The 18022-nt window shown below is 66.6% G+C and carries 17 protein-coding genes; 9 read left to right on the top strand and 8 right to left on the bottom strand.

Going from position 1 to position 18022, the window contains the following annotated elements; all coding sequences use genetic code 11:
* Positions 1-248 precede the first annotated feature (248 nt).
* The gene (locus LPA41_RS05070) at positions 249-791 is read left to right on the top strand and encodes a hypothetical protein (RefSeq protein ID WP_229068735.1); all 543 of its coding nucleotides are present in this window, start codon (positions 249-251) and stop codon (positions 789-791) included.
* Positions 792-1193: 402 nt separating this feature from the next.
* Here LPA41_RS05070 and LPA41_RS05065 read toward each other — a convergent pair whose 3' ends face one another.
* From LPA41_RS05065 to LPA41_RS05040, 6 genes are all read right to left on the bottom strand, one after another.
* Positions 1194-2114: a carbohydrate ABC transporter permease gene (locus LPA41_RS05065; RefSeq protein ID WP_229068734.1), complete on the bottom strand. Its 921-nt coding sequence runs from the start codon at positions 2112-2114 to the stop codon at positions 1194-1196.
* Between the two features lies 1 nt (position 2115).
* On the bottom strand, positions 2116-3060 hold the full coding sequence (locus LPA41_RS05060) for a carbohydrate ABC transporter permease (RefSeq protein ID WP_229068733.1): 945 nt from the start codon (positions 3058-3060) through the stop codon (positions 2116-2118).
* A gap of 61 nt (positions 3061-3121) precedes the next feature.
* A complete protein-coding gene (locus LPA41_RS05055) occupies positions 3122-4291 on the bottom strand; it encodes an extracellular solute-binding protein (RefSeq protein WP_229068732.1) in 1170 nt (389 codons plus the stop codon).
* 422 nt (positions 4292-4713) lie between these two features.
* Positions 4714-7494: a GH32 C-terminal domain-containing protein gene (locus tag LPA41_RS05050; RefSeq protein WP_229068731.1), complete on the bottom strand. Its 2781-nt coding sequence runs from the start codon at positions 7492-7494 to the stop codon at positions 4714-4716.
* A gap of 200 nt (positions 7495-7694) precedes the next feature.
* Positions 7695-8900: a NosD domain-containing protein gene (locus LPA41_RS05045; protein ID WP_229068730.1), complete on the bottom strand. Its 1206-nt coding sequence runs from the start codon at positions 8898-8900 to the stop codon at positions 7695-7697.
* 49 nt (positions 8901-8949) lie between these two features.
* Positions 8950-9144 (bottom strand): hypothetical protein, encoded by a 195-nt coding sequence (locus LPA41_RS05040; protein WP_229068729.1) that lies wholly within the window; start codon positions 9142-9144, stop codon positions 8950-8952.
* Positions 9145-9543: 399 nt separating this feature from the next.
* On the opposite strand from LPA41_RS05040, the gene LPA41_RS05035 reads away from it, so the two are divergent.
* The 7 genes from LPA41_RS05035 to LPA41_RS05005 all read left to right on the top strand — a co-directional run bounded on the left by LPA41_RS05035 (position 9544) and on the right by LPA41_RS05005 (position 16903).
* Positions 9544-10881: a sugar ABC transporter substrate-binding protein gene (locus LPA41_RS05035; RefSeq protein WP_229068728.1), complete on the top strand. Its 1338-nt coding sequence runs from the start codon at positions 9544-9546 to the stop codon at positions 10879-10881.
* On the top strand, positions 10878-11837 hold the full coding sequence (locus LPA41_RS05030; RefSeq protein WP_229068726.1) for a carbohydrate ABC transporter permease: 960 nt from the start codon (positions 10878-10880) through the stop codon (positions 11835-11837). The genes LPA41_RS05035 and LPA41_RS05030 overlap by 4 nt, the downstream gene beginning before the upstream one ends.
* Positions 11834-12676: a carbohydrate ABC transporter permease gene (locus LPA41_RS05025; RefSeq protein WP_229068724.1), complete on the top strand. Its 843-nt coding sequence runs from the start codon at positions 11834-11836 to the stop codon at positions 12674-12676. The genes LPA41_RS05030 and LPA41_RS05025 overlap by 4 nt, the downstream gene beginning before the upstream one ends.
* 28 nt (positions 12677-12704) lie before the next feature.
* The gene (locus LPA41_RS05020) at positions 12705-13826 is read left to right on the top strand and encodes a glycoside hydrolase family 172 protein (protein ID WP_229068723.1); all 1122 of its coding nucleotides are present in this window, start codon (positions 12705-12707) and stop codon (positions 13824-13826) included.
* Between the two features lie 78 nt (positions 13827-13904).
* Positions 13905-14948 (top strand): LacI family DNA-binding transcriptional regulator, encoded by a 1044-nt coding sequence (locus tag LPA41_RS05015; RefSeq protein ID WP_229068720.1) that lies wholly within the window; start codon positions 13905-13907, stop codon positions 14946-14948.
* A 75-nt stretch (positions 14949-15023) separates the two neighbouring features.
* A complete protein-coding gene (locus LPA41_RS05010) occupies positions 15024-15992 on the top strand; it encodes a glycosyl hydrolase family 32 (RefSeq protein WP_229068719.1) in 969 nt (322 codons plus the stop codon).
* Positions 15986-16903 (top strand): carbohydrate kinase, encoded by a 918-nt coding sequence (locus LPA41_RS05005; RefSeq protein WP_229068717.1) that lies wholly within the window; start codon positions 15986-15988, stop codon positions 16901-16903. The genes LPA41_RS05010 and LPA41_RS05005 overlap by 7 nt, the downstream gene beginning before the upstream one ends.
* Positions 16904-16971: 68 nt before the next feature.
* Here the strand turns inward: LPA41_RS05005 and LPA41_RS05000 are convergent, their stop codons facing one another.
* Positions 16972-17235, bottom strand: a complete 264-nt coding sequence (locus LPA41_RS05000) for a hypothetical protein (RefSeq protein WP_229068715.1) — start codon at positions 17233-17235, stop codon at positions 16972-16974.
* Between the two features lie 86 nt (positions 17236-17321).
* Here LPA41_RS05000 and LPA41_RS04995 point away from each other — a divergent pair, with 86 nt between their 5' ends.
* Positions 17322-17594, top strand: a complete 273-nt coding sequence (locus LPA41_RS04995; protein WP_229068713.1) for a hypothetical protein — start codon at positions 17322-17324, stop codon at positions 17592-17594.
* On the opposite strand, the gene LPA41_RS04990 is transcribed toward LPA41_RS04995, so the two are convergent.
* Positions 17551-18003: a helix-turn-helix domain-containing protein gene (locus LPA41_RS04990; RefSeq protein WP_229068711.1), complete on the bottom strand. Its 453-nt coding sequence runs from the start codon at positions 18001-18003 to the stop codon at positions 17551-17553. The genes LPA41_RS04995 and LPA41_RS04990 overlap by 44 nt on opposite strands.
* Positions 18004-18022 lie beyond the last annotated feature (19 nt).

Raw genomic sequence — 18022 nt, 5'->3', positions numbered from 1 at the left:
CTCGGCCCGATGCAGCCGACGGATCTCAGCCCAGTCCTCCACCTTCAACACCCCTTCCAAGATCAAGGAGGAAGGGGGTCAACTTTCCCGGATCCCTACGGGGTCACTCTTCAGGAAGCGGCGACACCCGTACCGGGTCGGCACAGCCGTCTAACGCGTCTTATCGTCGAAACCGACACGACGTCGCTGCGGACGGCATCAGATGTCTGCAGCGACGTCCGGGTTTCCTCACTGCAGAGAGGTCAGCGGTGATAACCACGGCGCGGGTACACGTACAAGACCACTGCTTTCTGATCGGCGACGCTGGCACCGCCGATCTGCCCTTCGACGTACTCGACTGGAGCAGCGGGATCGCCGGCACCATGCCGACCGCGATGCTCGTCGACGCCGGCATCCACAGCGGTACCGTGACCGTGGCCATCACTGTTGCCGCTGAACGGCCCTCTCTCGAGGCATCACCGGAATGGGCCACGACCGACGAGTGGGACGATATCGCTGAAGTCAGCATTCACCTTCCGGACGAGGATATAGCTCTCGGACAACTTCAGTACCCGCCAGCCGCAGGCGGGCTGGAACTTCCCCTGCTCAACTCAGCCGGGCCGGGTCACTACCGCTTCCGCATGCACGTCACGGGCCGCGACGCCGAGTTCGAGCAGGCCGTCGAACATTCAAACGTCCGGTTCCATGTCGTCGCCTGGCCGGCCCCACCATCAGCGCCGCTCGTCATCAAAGCGACCTCGATGTGCGGCTATGGGCTACGACTCGCTCAGCTCGGCCATCGTCCCGATTGAAGGCCCGGGCTCCCCATTTCGCACCGTCGCTACCCGGCCGCCGAACGCCTCGCAGTCCCAGTTTTCGTTCCGATACTCCTGAAGGGCCGAGTCATCCGGCAACGCTCAGCGCTGCGGTTGTCGCGGAATGTCCGCGGTAGTCCCACCGGGGCGCTGAGATGCCCGCGGTGGGTGGCGGACCAGACAGCAATTGGCGACGGATCCTGCGCAGGGTCGATGCCACTGGCATCGGTAGGCCCCCGGGGCCGCGTCACCCTACTCGCCTGGCTGGGAGGTGACGGTTTCCTCGCGGTTGCAACCTATCCAAACTCCGTCTCCCAAGTTGGGATCTGATCACCCGTACGTAGGCCGGGTGCGTGTGTCACGGCTCAGCGCGCGGATGGTAGTGCAGGTACGTCCCTCTTAGCCCTTCACGCCAGTGGAGGCGATGCTGTTGACGAATGAGCGTTGAAAAGCCAGGAACAATGCCAGAACGGGGATGGTGATCATGGTGGAGTAGGCCATGATCTGACCCCAGGCGACGTTGAGCTGGAAGAAGTATTGGATGCCTACCATCACGGGCCGCAGATCTTCGCTTTGCACCACCATGAGCGGCCAGAGGTACGAGTTCCAAGCGGGCAGGAAGGTGAGGATTGCGACGGTGGCGATTGCCGGCCCGGACAGGGGGAGAACGACTCTTCGGTAGATCGTGAAGAAGCCCGCGCCCTCGATGCGCGCGGCCTCGTCGAGTTCGGTGGGAATGCTGGTGAAGTATTGATGGAACAGGTAGACGGAGAAGGCGTTGGCGATAAACGGCAGGATCTGTACCTGGTACGTGTCCAGCCAGCCGGTGGTAAGGGTGAGTTGGAAGCCGTTTGCGGTTAGCCATGGCAGCTTGTTGACCCACCAGAGCAGCGGGAGAGCGAGGGTCTCGAACGGCACGATCAGAGTGGCGATGATGGCGCTGAGGACCACTTTGCGGCCACGCCAGCGCATTCGTGAAAGCGCGAATGCGGCGAGGCTGTTGATGACCAGGCCCGCGACGACCGTGACGGTGGAGATCAGGATCGAGTTGAGCAGGAACTGTGCCGCCGGAACGCGTTCGAACACGCCGCGATAGTTGTCGAGCGACACGTCGCCTATGGGCAGGAACGCCTTAATGGTGCCCGTGTCGCTGAAGATCTGCCCGTCGGGCTTGAGCGAGGACACGGCCATGAAGACGAGCGGGGCGGCGAAGAAGAGGACGAGGCCCGCTCGTAATGTGTGCGCGGCCGCGCGGCGCGTCAGAGGCCGGGCGGGCGTGGCTCGGGGCCCTGCGGTAGGTGACTGCGGGGTGGCGGTCATTTCAGGGCCTCTCCCGGGTCAGGAAACGCTGGACAGCGGAGACGGTGAGCACCAGTACGAAGAAGGCCAACGAAATCGCTGATGCGTAGCCGGTGGAGTGCTGCTCGTAGCCGGTTCGCACGGCCATGAACACGACTGTGCTCGTCGCGTCGAGAGGTCCGCCCTGGGTCATCACACTGATCTGGGTGAAAAGACTGAACGTGGCAATGGTGATCGTCACCAGGATGAATGTGCGTGTTGCGCGGAGGCCGGGCCAGGTCACGTACCGGAAGCGGTTCCAACCGGTCGCACCGTCGATGTCGGCAGCCTCGTAGAGCTCGAGCGGGATGGTCTGCAGGCCCGCCAGCCAGATGACCATGTGGAATCCGACTCCTTGCCAGATCGACATGAACATGATGGCCGGCAGAGCGGTGGTCGGGTGGTTCAGCCAGTCGATTCCTTCCCAGCGCCCGAGGGTGATGGCGGCGAGGAACTTGTTGACGAGACCGTCTGGCTGGTACATGAACCGCCACAGCAGCGAGACGACGACCATCGACGTGACGGCGGGAACGAAATAGACGGTTCGCAGGAAATTGCGCCCACGGATTTTGGCGTTGACCAGCATGGCCAGGATCAAGGCGCAGCCGGCCTGTACAGGGACGACCACAACCGCGAAGTAGAGGGTGTTGCGCAGCGAAGCCCAGAAGACGGTGTCGCCGGCGAGCCGGGTGAAGTTGTCCAGCCCGATGAATCGCATGGGCCGGGGCGAGACGAGTTGTGCGTTGGTGAAAGCCAGTCCGAATGCCAGCAGGATCGGAACGATCAAAAATATGAACAGCAGTACGACTGCCGGGCTGGCCATCGCCACGGCGGCCAGAGCTTCGAGGCGGCGTGGGCGGGCAGTGCGCTTGGTTGGCGTGGCTGCCGGCCGGGTGATCGGTGGGGCTGTCGTGAGGGTGGTGGGCATGGTGCCTCCGCGTGGGGAGCGCCGGGCAGGCGCAGGCGGTCCTGCCCGGCGGCGGTGGTGTTCAGGAGCGGTAGTTGTCGTTCTGTTTGATGTTGTTGTCGATGTCGGTCACGGCCTTGTCCAGGGTCTGCTTCGGGTCAGCGCCGTTAAGGATGTCCTGGGCCGCTTTGGTGAAGACCGAGGAGATGTACGGGTAGCCGGGGGTCTCCGGCCGCACGACTGCCGTCCCGGCCAAGTCCAGGAAGACCCGGTACTTGCCTTCCGGGGCGTAGTTGGGCAGTTGCGCGGCGGCGGTGGTGCTGGCGGGAATCAGCCCGGTTGCCTTGCCGAACTCGACGAAGTACTTCGTCTGCCGGGCGAAGTTCAGGTAAGCCTGCGCGCCCTCTCTCGACCCGCAGCTGGAGGTCATGCCCCACTGCCAGGAACCGCCGCCGATCTTGGGGCCGGCACCGAAGTCCGGTGGCGGCAGGAACAGCACGTCGTCGAACTTGGCGGTGACCGTGTCGGCGGCCCAGCTACCGTTCCAGCTGATCGCGGTCTTGCCGTTGGTGAAGTCGACCGCCGGGTCCTGGCCGGATTTCTTCGCGACCATGCCGTCGGCGGCGAGCCCTTGGAACCATTTCGCCCACGCGAGGGCGGGGGCGCCGTTGAGGGCGCCGGATGCGGTGGTGTAGGAGGAACGGTCGACCAGGTCACCGCCGAAGCTCTGCAGGAACGGTGAATAGCCGTATGGCCACCACTCGCCGGTGGCACCGGTGTTCAAATCGAGCGGATAGTCGAAGTCGCCACTCGACTTGATCTTGGTGATGGCTGCGGTGAACTCGGCACCGGACCATGGCTGCTTGAGCGTGGGTACCCGGATCCCGTAGCGGCTCAGAGTCGACTTGCGAGTGATCATGGACAGCGCCACGTCGTAGAAGCCGAACGAGTACACCTTCCCGTCGTATTTGCCGACGGTGCTGGGCAGTTGGTCGGCGAACCGATTCTCGGGCATGTCCAGTGGCTGGAGGTACTTCGCCCACGCCCAGTTCGGCACGTTCGGGCCGTCGATGTCCAGCAGGCACGGCAGCTTCTTGGCCGCGGCCGCCGCGACGACCGAATCGTTGTAGGCGCCCTGGGGAAACGCCTGGTATTCGACCTTGAATGTGGCCTGGCTGGCGTTGAAGTCGTCGATGATCTGCCGGACGACGCCGAGTTCCTTGTCGTTGCCGGCGTTGTGGGTCCACAGCACGAGGGTGGTGGTTCCGTTCGTCGTGGTGGAGCCGGTGCCTGCGGGGGTCGAGCACGCTGCGCTCGACGCGACAACGACTGCCGCAACGCCTGCGACAGCGAGACGTCCGAATCGGTGTACTGACAAAGGGGGAGTCCTTCCAAATCGAGTCAAGGGACGGTGCCGCTGGCGGGGCCGTGAGGGCCTTGGCGGCAGGAGAGGGCCTGTCGAACTGCCGCCCAGTTCGGGTAATGCATGTTCTCGGGCGCCGGTTCTGCCGCCGGCGGCCGAGAACATGCGGGCCGGTCCGCCAGCGTCACCGCCTTTCAGGGGCGTCGTGTATAGTTGCCAAAACGTTTTGGCTTAGTGTTAGATCGATGTTGCTCTGCGGGTGCGGGGAAGTCAAGAGCGTGTTGCCTGCTTGTTGCGAGCCGCGAGCTGGCTCAGCTGTAGGCGGAGCCCATCTGCCACACCTTGAGGTTCTTCACGGTGGTGGGGGAGTCGGCCCACAGTTGCAGGCCGAGGGAGTCGTTGCGCGAGGGATAGACGCGGCTGGTGATGGCGCGGCGTCCGTTGGCGTACGCCTCGATCATTGACTTGTCCAGGTAAATGTCGAGTTTGAGGTTCTCGCCGTTGACGTTCAGCGGCCCGCTCTGCACGCCCAGGTTGCTGTAGAGGCTCGAGTTGTTGCCCGACCGGGTGCGGTCGATGGACAGTGTCCGGCTGCCTGCGTCATAGACCAGTAGGGTCTCCTCCTCGCCGCCGGGGCTGCGGCGCAGTTTGATGCCGTACCGTCCGCTGCTGCCGGCAGTGAGTTCGAGGGTGAGGTGCAGCATGTCTCCGCGGACGCCGGCCAGCTGTTGATTGGCGGCTTCCAGGGGCGTGTCACTGGTGATGGACATCTGCGGGTTTGTTGTCTTGTGCAGGGTGGTGAGCTCCGGGAGCGGCTTGACGGCGACGTCGCCGTCCGCCCCGAGCGACAGCACGATGGGTAGGCCGGCGTTGTGTGCCCAGCCCGCGTCGTAGTGGGCCCGTTCGGTGCGCTTGTCCTGGGCGATGGAGAACACCACCGAGCGGCCCTGCGGGTCGACGAAGCCGCTGGGGCCGGTGAAGTGCTCGCCGTAGTCGAACAGCCGAGGGGTGGTGCTGTCCGGGGTGAACTTGCGCGTGGTGGGATTCCATTCGCCGATCCAGTACCACACGTACTTGACGTTGTGCTCAGAGCCACTAGTCCACATCGGGTTGGTGAGCAGGATGTGCTTGCCGCCGCCGAGGGGCAGGAAAACGGGCAGTTCCCAAACCTGCCCGGTCTTCGGGTGGGCCTGGACGTCACCGGTCATCAGAGGGCCGGAGTAGGTCCAGTTCTTGGCGTCGGTCGAGGTGTAGAGCAGGACGGTGCCACCGACGTCGGCGCCGGAAGTGGTCTGCACTCCGGAGCTGACCAGCTGGAACCAGGTGTTGCCCTCGCGCCAGACGAAGGGGTCGCGGAATTCGCCGTGGCGGACCTTGCGTCCGGGACCGACATCCAGGTTGGGCGACTGCACGGTGACCGGCGCGGGATCCATGGTCCATTCGTTCAGGTCGGTGTCGCCCGCCCCGCCGGTGGGGCGCGCGACACCGGTGCGCTGGTTGGGGAAGACGGAGTCGTCGCCGGCGGTGATGAACAGCAGCGGGTTGCCGGCGGCGTCGACGGCGGCGCTGCCGGACCAGACCCCGTCCGGTGCGACGGATCCGGCGGTCGGTACCAGAGCGACCGGGGCGTCGCGCCACCGCACCATGTCGGGGCTGGTCCCATGTCCCCAGCTGATGTTGTGCCAGTAGGGGCCGTGCTGGTTGTGTTGGTAGAACAGGTGGTATTTCCCGTTGGCGTAGACCGGGGCGTGTGGCTCGTTCATCCAGTGCTCGGGCGCCATGAAGTGGTACTGCGGGCGGTAGATGTCGCCGTCGTAGCGGCTGCGCTGCATCGTCAGGTCCGGTGCGGGACCCGCAGGCACTGCCTGATAAGCGGCGCTCACCTCGGCGGCGCTGAGGGCTCGCCGGCGCAGGCTCACCTCGTCGAGGAGCCCGGAGAACATGTTGACCGTGAAGGTGCCGTTGATGACCACGCCCTGGTTGTGGCGGCCGATCCGCAGGTCGCCGGGGTATGGGGTGATGCCGCCTTCCGGTGTGGTGAGGCTGCCGGCGAGTGCACCGTTGAGGTAGACGCGCATCGTTCGGGTCGGGGCGTCGAACGTCGCGACCAGGTGGTGCCAGCGGTCGCGGCGCAGTGGCTTGGCGGGGTCGGCCCATAGTGACTGCCAGGTTCCGGCGATGCCGGCCTGGAAGGACCAGGTGCCGTGCCGGCCGATGCCCAGGATGAACCCTTGCCGGGCTCCCTCGTCGTGCTTGTCGACGATCGCGGAGAGTTTCCGGTCGTCGCCCCATTCGAAGGCGCGTGGTGCGACCCAGGCCTCGACGGTCAGCGCCTGTGTCGGTGTGTCGAGCCCGGAACGGGCCAGCGAGGTGGAGTAGCCGTCGAACAGCAGGGCGTTGGAGGCCACTCCGGGCCGTCGCTGCGGTGCCGAGGAGGGTTTGTAGACGGCGTTGTTGAAGACGTAGTTGATCGGGTCGTTTCGCTCGGCGACGCTGTCGCGGGCCACAGCACCACCTGGTTCGTCGAACGACCAGTGCGCGACGAGATCGCTGGGGGCCGGCGCGTCCAGCCGTACGTCGTCGAGGTTGAGGTGGCCCCAGCCGCCGGTGGCGTTGTCGACCGCTCGCAGGTAGAGGTCTTGTCCGCGGTATGCGGACGCGTCCCAGGTGACCCGGTGGTAGTCCTCCTCGTTGCGGCCAGTGGCGCGGAACAGGATCGCGCCGTCACCGGCGCGGACCAGGGCCACGTAGAGGTTGGCGGCGTCGTTGCCGCCGCCGAGCAGGAAGCTGACCTGCCCGGTGCCGGAGAGCTGGAACTGGCCGGAGGTGAGGCTGCCTGTCGCGGCGTCTCCGGCGGTGCGGTGTCCCCAGACGTGGGATGCGCCGTGCTGGCCGAAGCAACACCCCCAGCCCCAGCCGGTCTCAGTGGTGACGGCGTTGGTGAAGGTCGTCCCGGTGGTGGTCCAGCCGCTGAGGCCACCGGCTTCGAAGTCGGGGTTGACGATCTGGGCCGCGGCCGCGTGCGCCGGTGGGGCTGTTAGGAGGGGATGCAGGAGCAAGACAGCGATGGCGGCGCTGGTCAACCGTCTCATCACAACCGTCCTTTCCGTTCGGGGAAATGTGTCGGTCATGTGAGCGTGCCGTTGCCAAAACGTTTATTCAAGGCCTAGAAGGCGACATTCCCTGCCAAAAACTTTGGCAGGGAATGTCATGTCGAGACGGCATGCCGGCGCCGACCCCTGCGCTGGGGCTCGCGCTGAGACCGACACCGGAGACTAGGGGTGAGCGCCGTTTACGGAGTGGGCCGAAGGGCGTAGTCGGTGCTGAAGGCGAGGATCTGCTCGGTGGCGCCGCTGTCCAGGACCTTCGTCCTGGTGGTCCCGGCGTCCAGCACGACGTGGTGGGTTGTGGTGTTGGTTGCGAAGTGGTTGTTGCTGATGAAGTTCGCGTCGCCGCCGGCGACCAGGATCATGGTCGGGGTGGCGCCGGAGGGTGTGATGCTCGCGGTGGGCACGTCGAAGCTGAAGATGTTGGTGGAGACCATGTTGTTGTCGCCGACCAGATGGATCAGGCCGTACAGGTCGTCCTTGCCGTTGTTGAAGTTCTGCAGGGGCGGGAATCCTTCCGGCACCCGGCGGAAATGGTTGCCGACGATCAGGTTCTCCTTGTTCACCCCTTCGAAGTCGATCATGCCCGGGTAGAAAGCCTGGAACCGGTTGCCGGTGATGGAGCAGCGGTTGCTGGTCTTCAGGTGCACCATGCTGCGGCCCCGGGGGAAGATGTTGTTGCCCTGGACCAGCAGGCCCTCGGCGTTCTCCGCGAAGATCGAGAATCCGGTGAAGCCCGCGCCGATCAGATTGTTGGTGATCTTGCTGGCTTGCGAGGCGCCGGTCAGCTCGACGCAGCTGCCGCACTCGGCGATGAAGTTCTCGGTGACGTCGAAGGCGTCGGCGCCGTTGTTGATCAGCGCGCGTTCGAGATAGACGAAGCCCATCCCGGCGACCTTGAGGGCATCGTTGTCGGAGCCGATCCGGATGCCGATCTTGCCGTTTCGGTAGGAGTTCTGATTCGGCGTGAAGCTCACCCCGTCGATGCAGAAGTCGCGAAACTGGATGGAGGACAGGCGCGGAGCGCCGCCGCGGGTGACCAGGAACGCCTCGGCGTGGCCGTCGGTGTTCTCGACCTTGATGTGGCTGGCGCCCGGGTTCAGCTCATGCCAGCCGGACGTGTCGGCGGTGTTGTAGCGGATGCTCAGCGAGGCGAAGCCGTGGCCGGACCCCTTGATCTGCAGGTAGCTGATGTCGATGACGACTCGGGTCTTGAGGGAGTAGTCGCCCGGCGGGATGTAGATGACCGCGCCGGGCTTGGAAGCCTGGCTGGGCTGCTTGGCCTTGATGTCGGCGATGATGCTGTTGATGACGGCGCCGACATCGTGTTTGGCGGTCACGCCGGGCCTGCCGGGGATGGCCCATCGGGTCACATCGTACACAGTGGACACTTCTATCGTCCCTTTCCTGGGAAGTCGAAGCAGGGCGGTTGATGCGGTGTCAGAGGACGCCGATGAGCGTCTCGTGCGCCAGGAGAAGCGCGTTGTTCGGCGAGCCGGGCGTACGCGTGTGCCGATGGTCGGTGGGTCTGCCGCGGTCGGGTGATCCGGCGGTCAGCGGGGTTGCCAGGACGGATGCGGCGGCCAGCACTTTGAGCACCGAGCGCCGGCCGATGGGGTTGTCGGAGACAGGCATGAGCCACTCCTCGAGATGGGTAGCGGCGAAGCGCGAAAGAGAGACGACACGGCCGGGGCAGACCGATGCGTCCGCGGGTGGCAGGCGACGCCACACCGGCAGAGCAAGCCCGTGTCAGCGCATTTCCTAACACCGCTGGACGGGCAGCGTCAACTACCGGCCGCTGCCGCGCAGAGGGGAATCCACGGATACGCGGCTGACACTTGACGGTTACACAAGCCGCGACTTAGGGTTGCCAAAACCATTTGGCTAAACGTTTTGGCACACGGACAGTCCGGGATCGTCTGGCCGTATGCGTTCCTCTGTAGCTACGCCGCGGGCTGTTGCGACGACGTGGTGTGCCTGCCTCCGCCGTCCCGGTGCTCGGTGGCTCTTGCCTTGTCATGAAGGAGCAGGATCGTGTTCTCCCCCCATAACGGCTCTCGTTCCGCCGCTTCCACACCGATGTCCGGCCTCAGCCGCCGACGGCTGCTCGGCCTGTCCGCAGGCGCCGGGGTCACGCTGCTGGCCGCGGCGTGCGGCGCCGGCGGTGATGGTTCGGACTCGGGCGACGCCAAGACCCTCACGCTGCTCTGTGAAGGCGGCGGCAAGATCGAGTTGCAGCCGATCGTCGACAGGTTCCGCCAGCAGACCGGCGTCGCTGTCACCCTCGTGGAGCTGCCTTACGACGGACTGTTCAACCGGTTGACCAGCGAGCTCGCCGGCGCCAATGTCAGCTTCGACCTGTGCGCGATCGACTCGGTCTGGATCCCGCTCTTCGCGGGCAAGCTGTCGCCCCTGGACGACCTGTTCACCGCTGCCGTCCAGGCTGACCTGTTCCCCGCCCTCGTCACGGAGGCGAAGACCGGCGGGCGCTTCATCGGGATGCCGGTGTGGACAAACGCCGAGGTGCTGCTCTACCGCACCGACCTGTTCGACGACGCCGCCGAGAAGGCGGCGTTCACCGCGAAGTACGGCTACAAGCTGGCCCCGCCGACCACCTGGGACCAGTTCACCGATATGGCGCAGTTCTTCACCCGCCCCGACAAGAAGCTCTACGGCACTGATGTCAAGGGCAAGGTGGAGACCGAGTGGCTGGCGCACGTCCTGCAGGCCGGCTCGCCCGGTGTGGTGCTGGACGACGCCGGCGCGGTGATCGTCGACAATGCCGGGCACCTGGCCGCCCTCACGTTCTACGCCGATCTGCAGAACAAGTACAAAGTCGGCCCGGGCGGGGCCGCGCAGATGGACTGGGCCGCCGCGCAGAACCTGTTCAACCAGGGCAGCACCGCGATGACCCGATTCTGGGCGCACGCCTATCGCCAGATTCCCGCCGACGCCGCGGTCGCCGGGAAGGTCGGCGTCGCGCCGATGATCGGCGGCTCCGCGGGGGTCGCCGGCATCCCCGGCCCCTGGTACCTGTCAGTGCCCCAGTCATCCACTAAGCAGGAACTCGCCAAACAATTCATCCAGTTCTGCTACGACAACAACGCCCTGAGCCTGGACACCACGCTCGGTCTGGCTGCGCGCAAATCCGCCTACCAGCAGTACGCGGGCAAGGAGGGCTTCGAGGCGTACGGTCCGCTGCTGGACACCCTCGACGCCTCCGCGACCAGATCTCGGCCCGCCCATCCCAAGTGGCAGCAGATCGTCGACAGCGCCCTGATCCCGATGCTGCAGAAGGCCGTCGTCCCCGGCGCGGACTACGCCGCGCTCCTGGCGTCGGCGCGCACGCAGATCGAAGGCATCATCCAGTGACCCGTGCACCATCGGCCGCACCGCCGACGGTGTTGCCCGGACTCGCCAGCGGCGGCCGCCGGCGTCGTCGCGGCCTCCGCGACGGCGACTACGCCCTGCTGCTGATCGCCCCGGCCGCGCTGACACTGCTCGCCCTCGTCGGCTGGCCCCTGCTGAAACTGGCCATCGACAGCCTGCACACCGGCTCCGCCTTCGACGTCGGAGGGCGCCAGTTCACCGGCTTGACCAACTATCGTGACGTCTTCACGGACCCCGCGGTGCGGGCCGCCGGCCTCCGCACAGTGATCTACACCGTGGTGGTGGTCGCCGCCGAGCTGGCGCTGGGCCTGGCGGTGGCCCTGCTGTTCTACGCCCTCGGCCCCCGTTCACAGATCCTGCGGACGGCGTTCCTCTATCCGCTGATGATCGCGCCGCTGGTCGCCGGCCTGCTCTGGCGGTTCATGCTCATCGACAACGTCGGCATCGTCAACGAACTGTTGTCGCGGGTCGGCATCCTGGACCATCCTGGCGACATCGCGTGGCTGAGCGACCCAGGTCTGGTGCTGTTCTCGGTCGCCATCCCGGACATCTGGCTCACGACATCCTTCATGACCTTGATGATCTTCGCCGGGCTGCAGTCCATCCCGCCGGAGCTGCTGGAGTCGGCCCGGCTCGACGGCGCCCAGGGACTGCGCCTGCTGCGCACCATCATCCTGCCGCTGCTGCGCCCGGTCATCGCCGTGGCTCTGATCATCCGTGGCGTGGACGCCGCCCGCGCGTTCGACGTGATCCTCGTCCAGACCGGCGGCGGCCCGCAATCGGCATCAGAGACGCTCAGCCTGCACATCTACAAGACGATGGTCACCTACAACGACCCCGGCTCCGCCGCCGCGATCAGCACCGTGTTCATGGCGGTCATGATGGCGGTCGCCCTGATCGCGGTCACCACCGTCTGGCGTCCCGGGCGGCAGTCATGACGAGACGCCCCTACGCCATGCGACGGCTACGCCGATCGCTGCTCTGGTTCCTGGCGATCGCCGTCGTGGCCGTGTACGCGTTCCCCTTCTTGTATCTGCTGCTGACCTCTCTCAAACCGGCGACCGACGCCATCGCCGTACCACCAACCGTTCTGCCGCACCGCCTCACCCTGGACAACTACATCACCGCGGTGAACCGCCAGGGCGTACGCGCCTCGTTCGTCAACAGCGTGACCACCGCGACGCTGGCCACCGCCATCTCTCTTGCCCTGGCCATCCCCGCAGCGTGGGGGATCACCCGCTACCGGACCCGCGCCGGACGGATCATGCTGGCCGGCTCGCTGCTGGTCCGGATGGCCCCCGCGGTCGCGATCGGCGTGCCGCTGGTCGGCATCCTGGGTGCGGTTCACCTCATCGACACCCCAACAGGGCTCGCCCTGGCTCAGACCACCGTGGCGTTGCCGCTGTCCATCTGGCTGTTGGCCAGCTTTTTCGAGGCGGTGCCCCGGGAGATCGAGGAAGCCGCTCTGGTGGACGGATGCTCCCGCCCCCGAGCCCTGGTGTCGGTGATCCTCCCCGTGGTCGGTGGCGGAACGGCCGTCACGGCGATCTTCGCGTTTCTTGCCTCGTGGAACGAGTTCCTGTTCGCCCTGCTGCTGACCTCCCTCAAGGCGCAGACCACACCGCTGGCCATCGCCAACCTGCAAAGCCAGTTCGGGCTCGACTGGGGCCCGATGACCGCCCTGGCCGCCCTGTACTCCCTGCCCGCCGTGGTGCTGACGTTGCTGCTGCAGCGGCGCATCGTGGCCGGCCTCAGCCTCGGCGCGGTCAAAGGCTGACCCGCCCGCTCCAAGGAAAGGAAACACCGTGACGTTCTGGCAAGCCAGCAGCCCGCTCGGCGGACTCCCGAAAATCAAATCCGCCCGTTCCCGGCGGGAATCCAGCTGGGACCACACCGGCGGCAACCGCGACTTCGCTGTCGTTCCCGCCGGTGGGACGCACGTGCTGGCGGACCTGACCGGCGGGGGCATCATCACCCACATCTGGCTCACCACCCGCTGCTACTCCCCGCAATACCTGCGCAAACTCGTCCTCGAGATGTACTGGGACGGCGAGGAGACCCCCAGCGTCCGCAGCCCTCTCGGTGACTTCTTCGGCGTCGGCCACGCCACCTGCACCCATTACGTCTCGCTGCCGCTGAGCATGGTCTTCGGTCCCCGCCGCGGCCCGAAAGGGCCCTTCGCCGCGGCCATGAACTGCTACTTCCCCATGCCGTTCGGCTCTGCGGCCCGCATCGTCCTGCGCAACGAGTCCGATCAGCCGATCGAGAACCTTTTCTACTACGTCGACTACGACCTCACCGACGAGCCCGTACCCGACGACGTCGGCCGCTTCCACGCCCTCTACCACCAGGAGAAGCCGACCGAGAAAGTCGTCCACCCGGCCACCGAGGACAAGCCGGCTCCCTGGGACCTGCCCGGAGTGAATCTGACCGGCGCCGACAACTACGTCATCCTCGACGCCGAAGGTGCCGGCCACTACGTCGGCTGCGTGCTCAGCATCGACAACTTCGACGCCTCCAACCAGCAGTTCACCTGGCCCGGCGAAGGCGATGACATGATCTTCATCGACGGCGAGCAGTGGCCGCCCTCGCTGCACGGCACCGGCACCGAGGACTACTTCGGTGCGGCCTGGGGCTTCCCCAGCGGCGCCTACGCCGGCCCGTACCATGGCATCACGCTCGCCAGCAGCGTCCAGGAACACTTCGGTCTCTGGAGCATGTACCGGTTCCACATCGAGGACCCGGTCCGGTTCAGCAAGTCCATCCGGGTCACCATCGAGCACGGGCACGCCAACGACCAGGGCAACGACTACTCCAGCGTCGCCTACTGGTATCAGCATCTGCCCCACCGGCCCACCCCGCAGCTTCCGCCGGTCGAGCAGCGGCTGCCCCGGCGCTGGCCGGAACACGGCCTGTGGGATGAATAGACCGGTCCGCTAGCGTGGTGTCGGCACGGCCAGCCTTGGCGGCACCAGGATGGACATGGAAACGGCATAGGTTGGGCGATGGGACGCAACGTAAGCATCCGGGATGTAGCCAGCGCGGCCGGCGTGTCGGTAACGACCGTCTCGCACGTGCTGAACAACACCACGGGCGCCCGGGTCAGCGAAGCCACCCGCGAACGGGTCACCGCGGCCGCGGCGCGGCTCGGCTACGCCCCGAACAAGCTCGCCCAAGGGCTGCGGCTGCAGCGTACGCAGATCCTCGCGCTGCTCTCCGACCACATCGCCACCACCCCGCACGCCGGCCGCATCATTCTCGGCGCCCAGGAGACAGCCTCGGCACAGGGTTGGGTCGTCCTGCTGCTCAACAGCGGCGGCGACCCGGACCTGGAGGACCGGGAGATCAGCGCCTTGCTCCAGCACCAGGTCGACGGCGTGCTTTACGCGACCATGTACCACCGCAAGGTCAGCGTTCCTGACCGTCTCTCCGGCCTGCCAGTGGTGCTGCTGGACGCGAGTAGCGCTGACGCGCGGCATCCGTCGGTGGTTCCCGACGAGGTCGGCGGCGGCCGAGCGGCCGTGCAGGCGCTGGTCACCGCCGGACACCGCCGGATCGGGTTCGCCACCAACGTCGATGACATACCCGCCACCCACGGCCGTATGGTCGGCTACCAGCAAGCGCTCACCGAGGCGGGCATCCCGTTCACGCCCGAGTTCGTCGTCGTGGAGCAATCTGACGCCCAGGGTGGCTATCGCGCCGCCCTGCAACTGCTGCACATGCCGAACCGGCCAACCGCGCTGTTCTGCTTCAACGACCGCATGGCGATGGGCGCCTACCGCGCCGCACACCAACTCGGGCTCCGGATTCCCGAAGACCTGTCGGTCGTCGGCTTCGACAACCAAGAACTCATCGCCGACGGCCTGTTCCCGGGCCTGACCACGGTCGCCCTGCCGCACTACGAGATGGGCGGCTGGGCGGTCAACACCATGATCGGTCTACTGGACGAGGCGCACCCGGCTTCCCACCGGAGGCGTCGGCCCACCCAGATCACCATGGAATGCAATCTCATCCAGCGTGACTCCGTGGCCGCACCAGCCACCGCCTGAACCACCTTCCACCTCGCCACGGACCCGCGTATGACGCGGTACCCGGCGATCGCCCCTGACCTTGAAGGATCCTCTGTGTTCAAAATCGCCAACGCCTGGTCGTGGGACTTCTGGCTGGTCCGCGACGACGGCAGCTATCACCTCTTCTTCCTGCAAGCCTCTCGGGCATTGCACGACCCGGACCGCCGCCACTACCGAGCCGGCATCGGCCACGCCGTTTCGGCCGACCTGCACCGGTGGACACAGATCGACGACGCGCTCGTCCACGACGACCGACCGGCCTTCGATGACATCGCCACCTGGACCGGTTCGGTGGTCCGCCGCCCCGACGGGGTGTGGTGCATGTTCTACACCGGCGTCGGTAGCGACGACGACGGGCTCGTGCAGCGGATCGGCCTGGCCACCTCCGCTGATTTGACGACCTGGACCCGTCATCAGGCCGGAGCCGTCTTACAGGCCGACCCGCGCTGGTATGAGTGTCTGGGCGAATCCGCCTGGCCGAACGAGGCATGGCGAGACCCGTGGGTGTTCGCCGACCCCGCCGGCGACGGCTGGCACATGCTGCTCACCGCCCGGGCCAACCACGGCCCGGCCGACGACCGAGGCGTCATCGGTCACGCCCGCTCCGCGGACCTGGTGCACTGGGAGACCCAACCCCCGCTGACCGCACCGGGCAGCGGCTTCGGCCAACTGGAGGTACCGCAGGTCGAGATCGTCGACGGCCGCCCGGTCCTCCTGTTCTCGTGCCTGCAACCCGAACTGTCCGCGGCACGGCGCGCCAACGACGAGACCGGCGGCATCTGGGCCGTCACCGGCGACAGCCTGCTCGGCCCGTTCGATACGACGAAAGCCCAGCGTGTCACCGACGAGAGCCTGTACGCCGGGCGTATCGTGAAAGATCCGCACGACCAGTGGCAACTGCTGGCCTTCCACAACACCGACGCCGACGGCCGGTTCGTCGGCGGCCTCAGCGATCCCATGCCCGTGAGCCTCGCCGACGGCACCCTTCAGACGAGCACCACCACAGCGGCAGCCCCATGCTGACCGTCCTCGGCGAAGCCGTCATCGACCTGCTACCCACAGACACGCACGGCGGCTTCAAGGCACACCCTGGCGGCAGCCCACTCAACGTGGCAATAGCCCTGGCGCGGCTCGGCGAGCCAACGACCCTGCTGGCCCGCTTCTCCCGACATGCCTTCGGCCGGATGCTGCACATGCATGCCGACCGCAACGGGGTCACCGTCACCGGGCCCATGGAACAACCCGAGCCGGCATCACTGGCCGTGGTAAGCCTCGACCCCGACGGCGTCGCCGAATACGACTTCTACCTGGAAGGCACCGTCGACTGGCGGTGGCGCCCGGCCGAACTCACCGTGCCCGTCGGCACCACGATGTTGCACACCGGCTCGCTGACGTGTTTGCGCCAACCAGGCGCCACCGAGGTAACCAGCTTCCTCACCCGGCTGCGCCAGGACGGCGAGCTTCTGCTGAGCTTCGACCCGAACATTCGCCCCACCGCCGGCGGCGCCCTAGCCGAGACGCGACAACAGGTCACCAAGCTGGTATCGACCGCACACGTGGTCAAGGCCAGCGCCGAGGACCTTCATGCCCTGTATCCAGGGGAATCGGTGACCAGCATCGGCCGGCACTGGGCCACTCTCGGCCCCACCCTGGTGGTCGTCACCCGGGGCGCAGAGGGGGCCCTTGCGATCCACGGCGACCAAGAGGTGCGCCGCGCCGCACCGCCGATCGAGGTGGTGGACACGGTCGGCGCTGGCGACGCCTTCACCGCCGGCCTGCTGTCCGCGCTGCGATCATCTGGGCACGGCACACCAGCGGCACTCCACGATCTCCGCCATGATCAGATCGAAGCCGTTGTCGACCGGGCCATCCAGGTGGCGTCCCTGACCTGTACCCGTGCGGGCGCCGACGCTCCCCATCTCGCCGACCTCTAGGCCGTGTTTCGTACCGGCGTCGATGTTGCGGCGTGGCGGTGATCGATAACTGAAGAGGTCTCCGGTAGTCAGTTCAGCGACCAAGCCAGAACTTCACACCGGAGACCTCGTGCCGAGCGCAGCGGCAGCGAGGACAGCAGCCCGTACTCGCACTCGTCGGCGTCCTGCATCACTTGGGAGATCTCCGACAGCTGGGGATGCACGCCGTGCCGGCGGATCATGATGGCGTCGCGGGCCGAGGCGAAGACGAACTCGGCCATGAAGGAGACCGCCCGGGTGGGCTGCTCCTCGTCGAACCCGGCCGCCATGAGCACTTCGACGCAGCGCTCCACCGAGGCGAAGATGGCCAGGCCGGAGCCGGCCGCCTCCGCCCGCGCTCCTGCGGCGGCATACCCTCGTCGCGTTCACCATCTTCGTGGTGTTCAGCCCGGGCTGCGACAACCGCGGCGACGAGCGCCGCCCGGTCGACCTCACCGCGCTGCTGCGCACCTTCTACTTCAACCCGCGCCGGCACCCCGACTTCGGCTGGGCGTTCCTCGGCCGATTCCTGCTCTACCTCGGCTACTTCGGCATCAACGGATACCTGTTGAAGTGCGCGGACCGGAAGAGGCGCGGTGACATCGCGGAAGGCAGGATGCGGCCGGCGGTCAGGTGGGGCCGGCTCCGGGTTCCAGCGTCAACTGGTCGTTGAGGAGGGTGTCGCCGCAGGCGGTGCAGTGGACCTCGGCGACGAACTCGTGGCCGCAAGTGTGGTCGAAGCGCACCGGATCGGTGCCGCCGCGGGCATGTTCGTGGCCCCAGCGCTTGAGGGTGAGCAGCACCGGTGACAGGGCGCGGCCCGCGTCGGTGAGCCGGTACTCGTAGCGGGCGGGGCGTTCGCTGTATTGCACGCGGGCGATCACCCCGTGCTCGACCAGTTTGCGCAGGCGGGTGGTGAGGATGTCGCGGGGTGCGCCGGTGTTGCGGGCGATCTCGGTGAACCGCCGCTGGGCGTAGAACAGCTCTCGGACGACCAGCAGGCTCCAGCGGTCGCCGACGATCTCCAGGGCGTCGGCGATCGTGCAGTCGCGTGGGGTCTTGCCTGCTGGTGCTGTCGGCATCCTCGAATTCTGCCTCTAG

The organism is Actinoplanes sp. DH11, assembly GCF_020873875.1.
GTDB lineage: Bacteria > Actinomycetota > Actinomycetes > Mycobacteriales > Micromonosporaceae > Actinoplanes.
The sequence above is the reverse complement of the archived record's forward strand: the minus strand, read 5'-3'. Positions and strand labels throughout refer to the sequence as shown.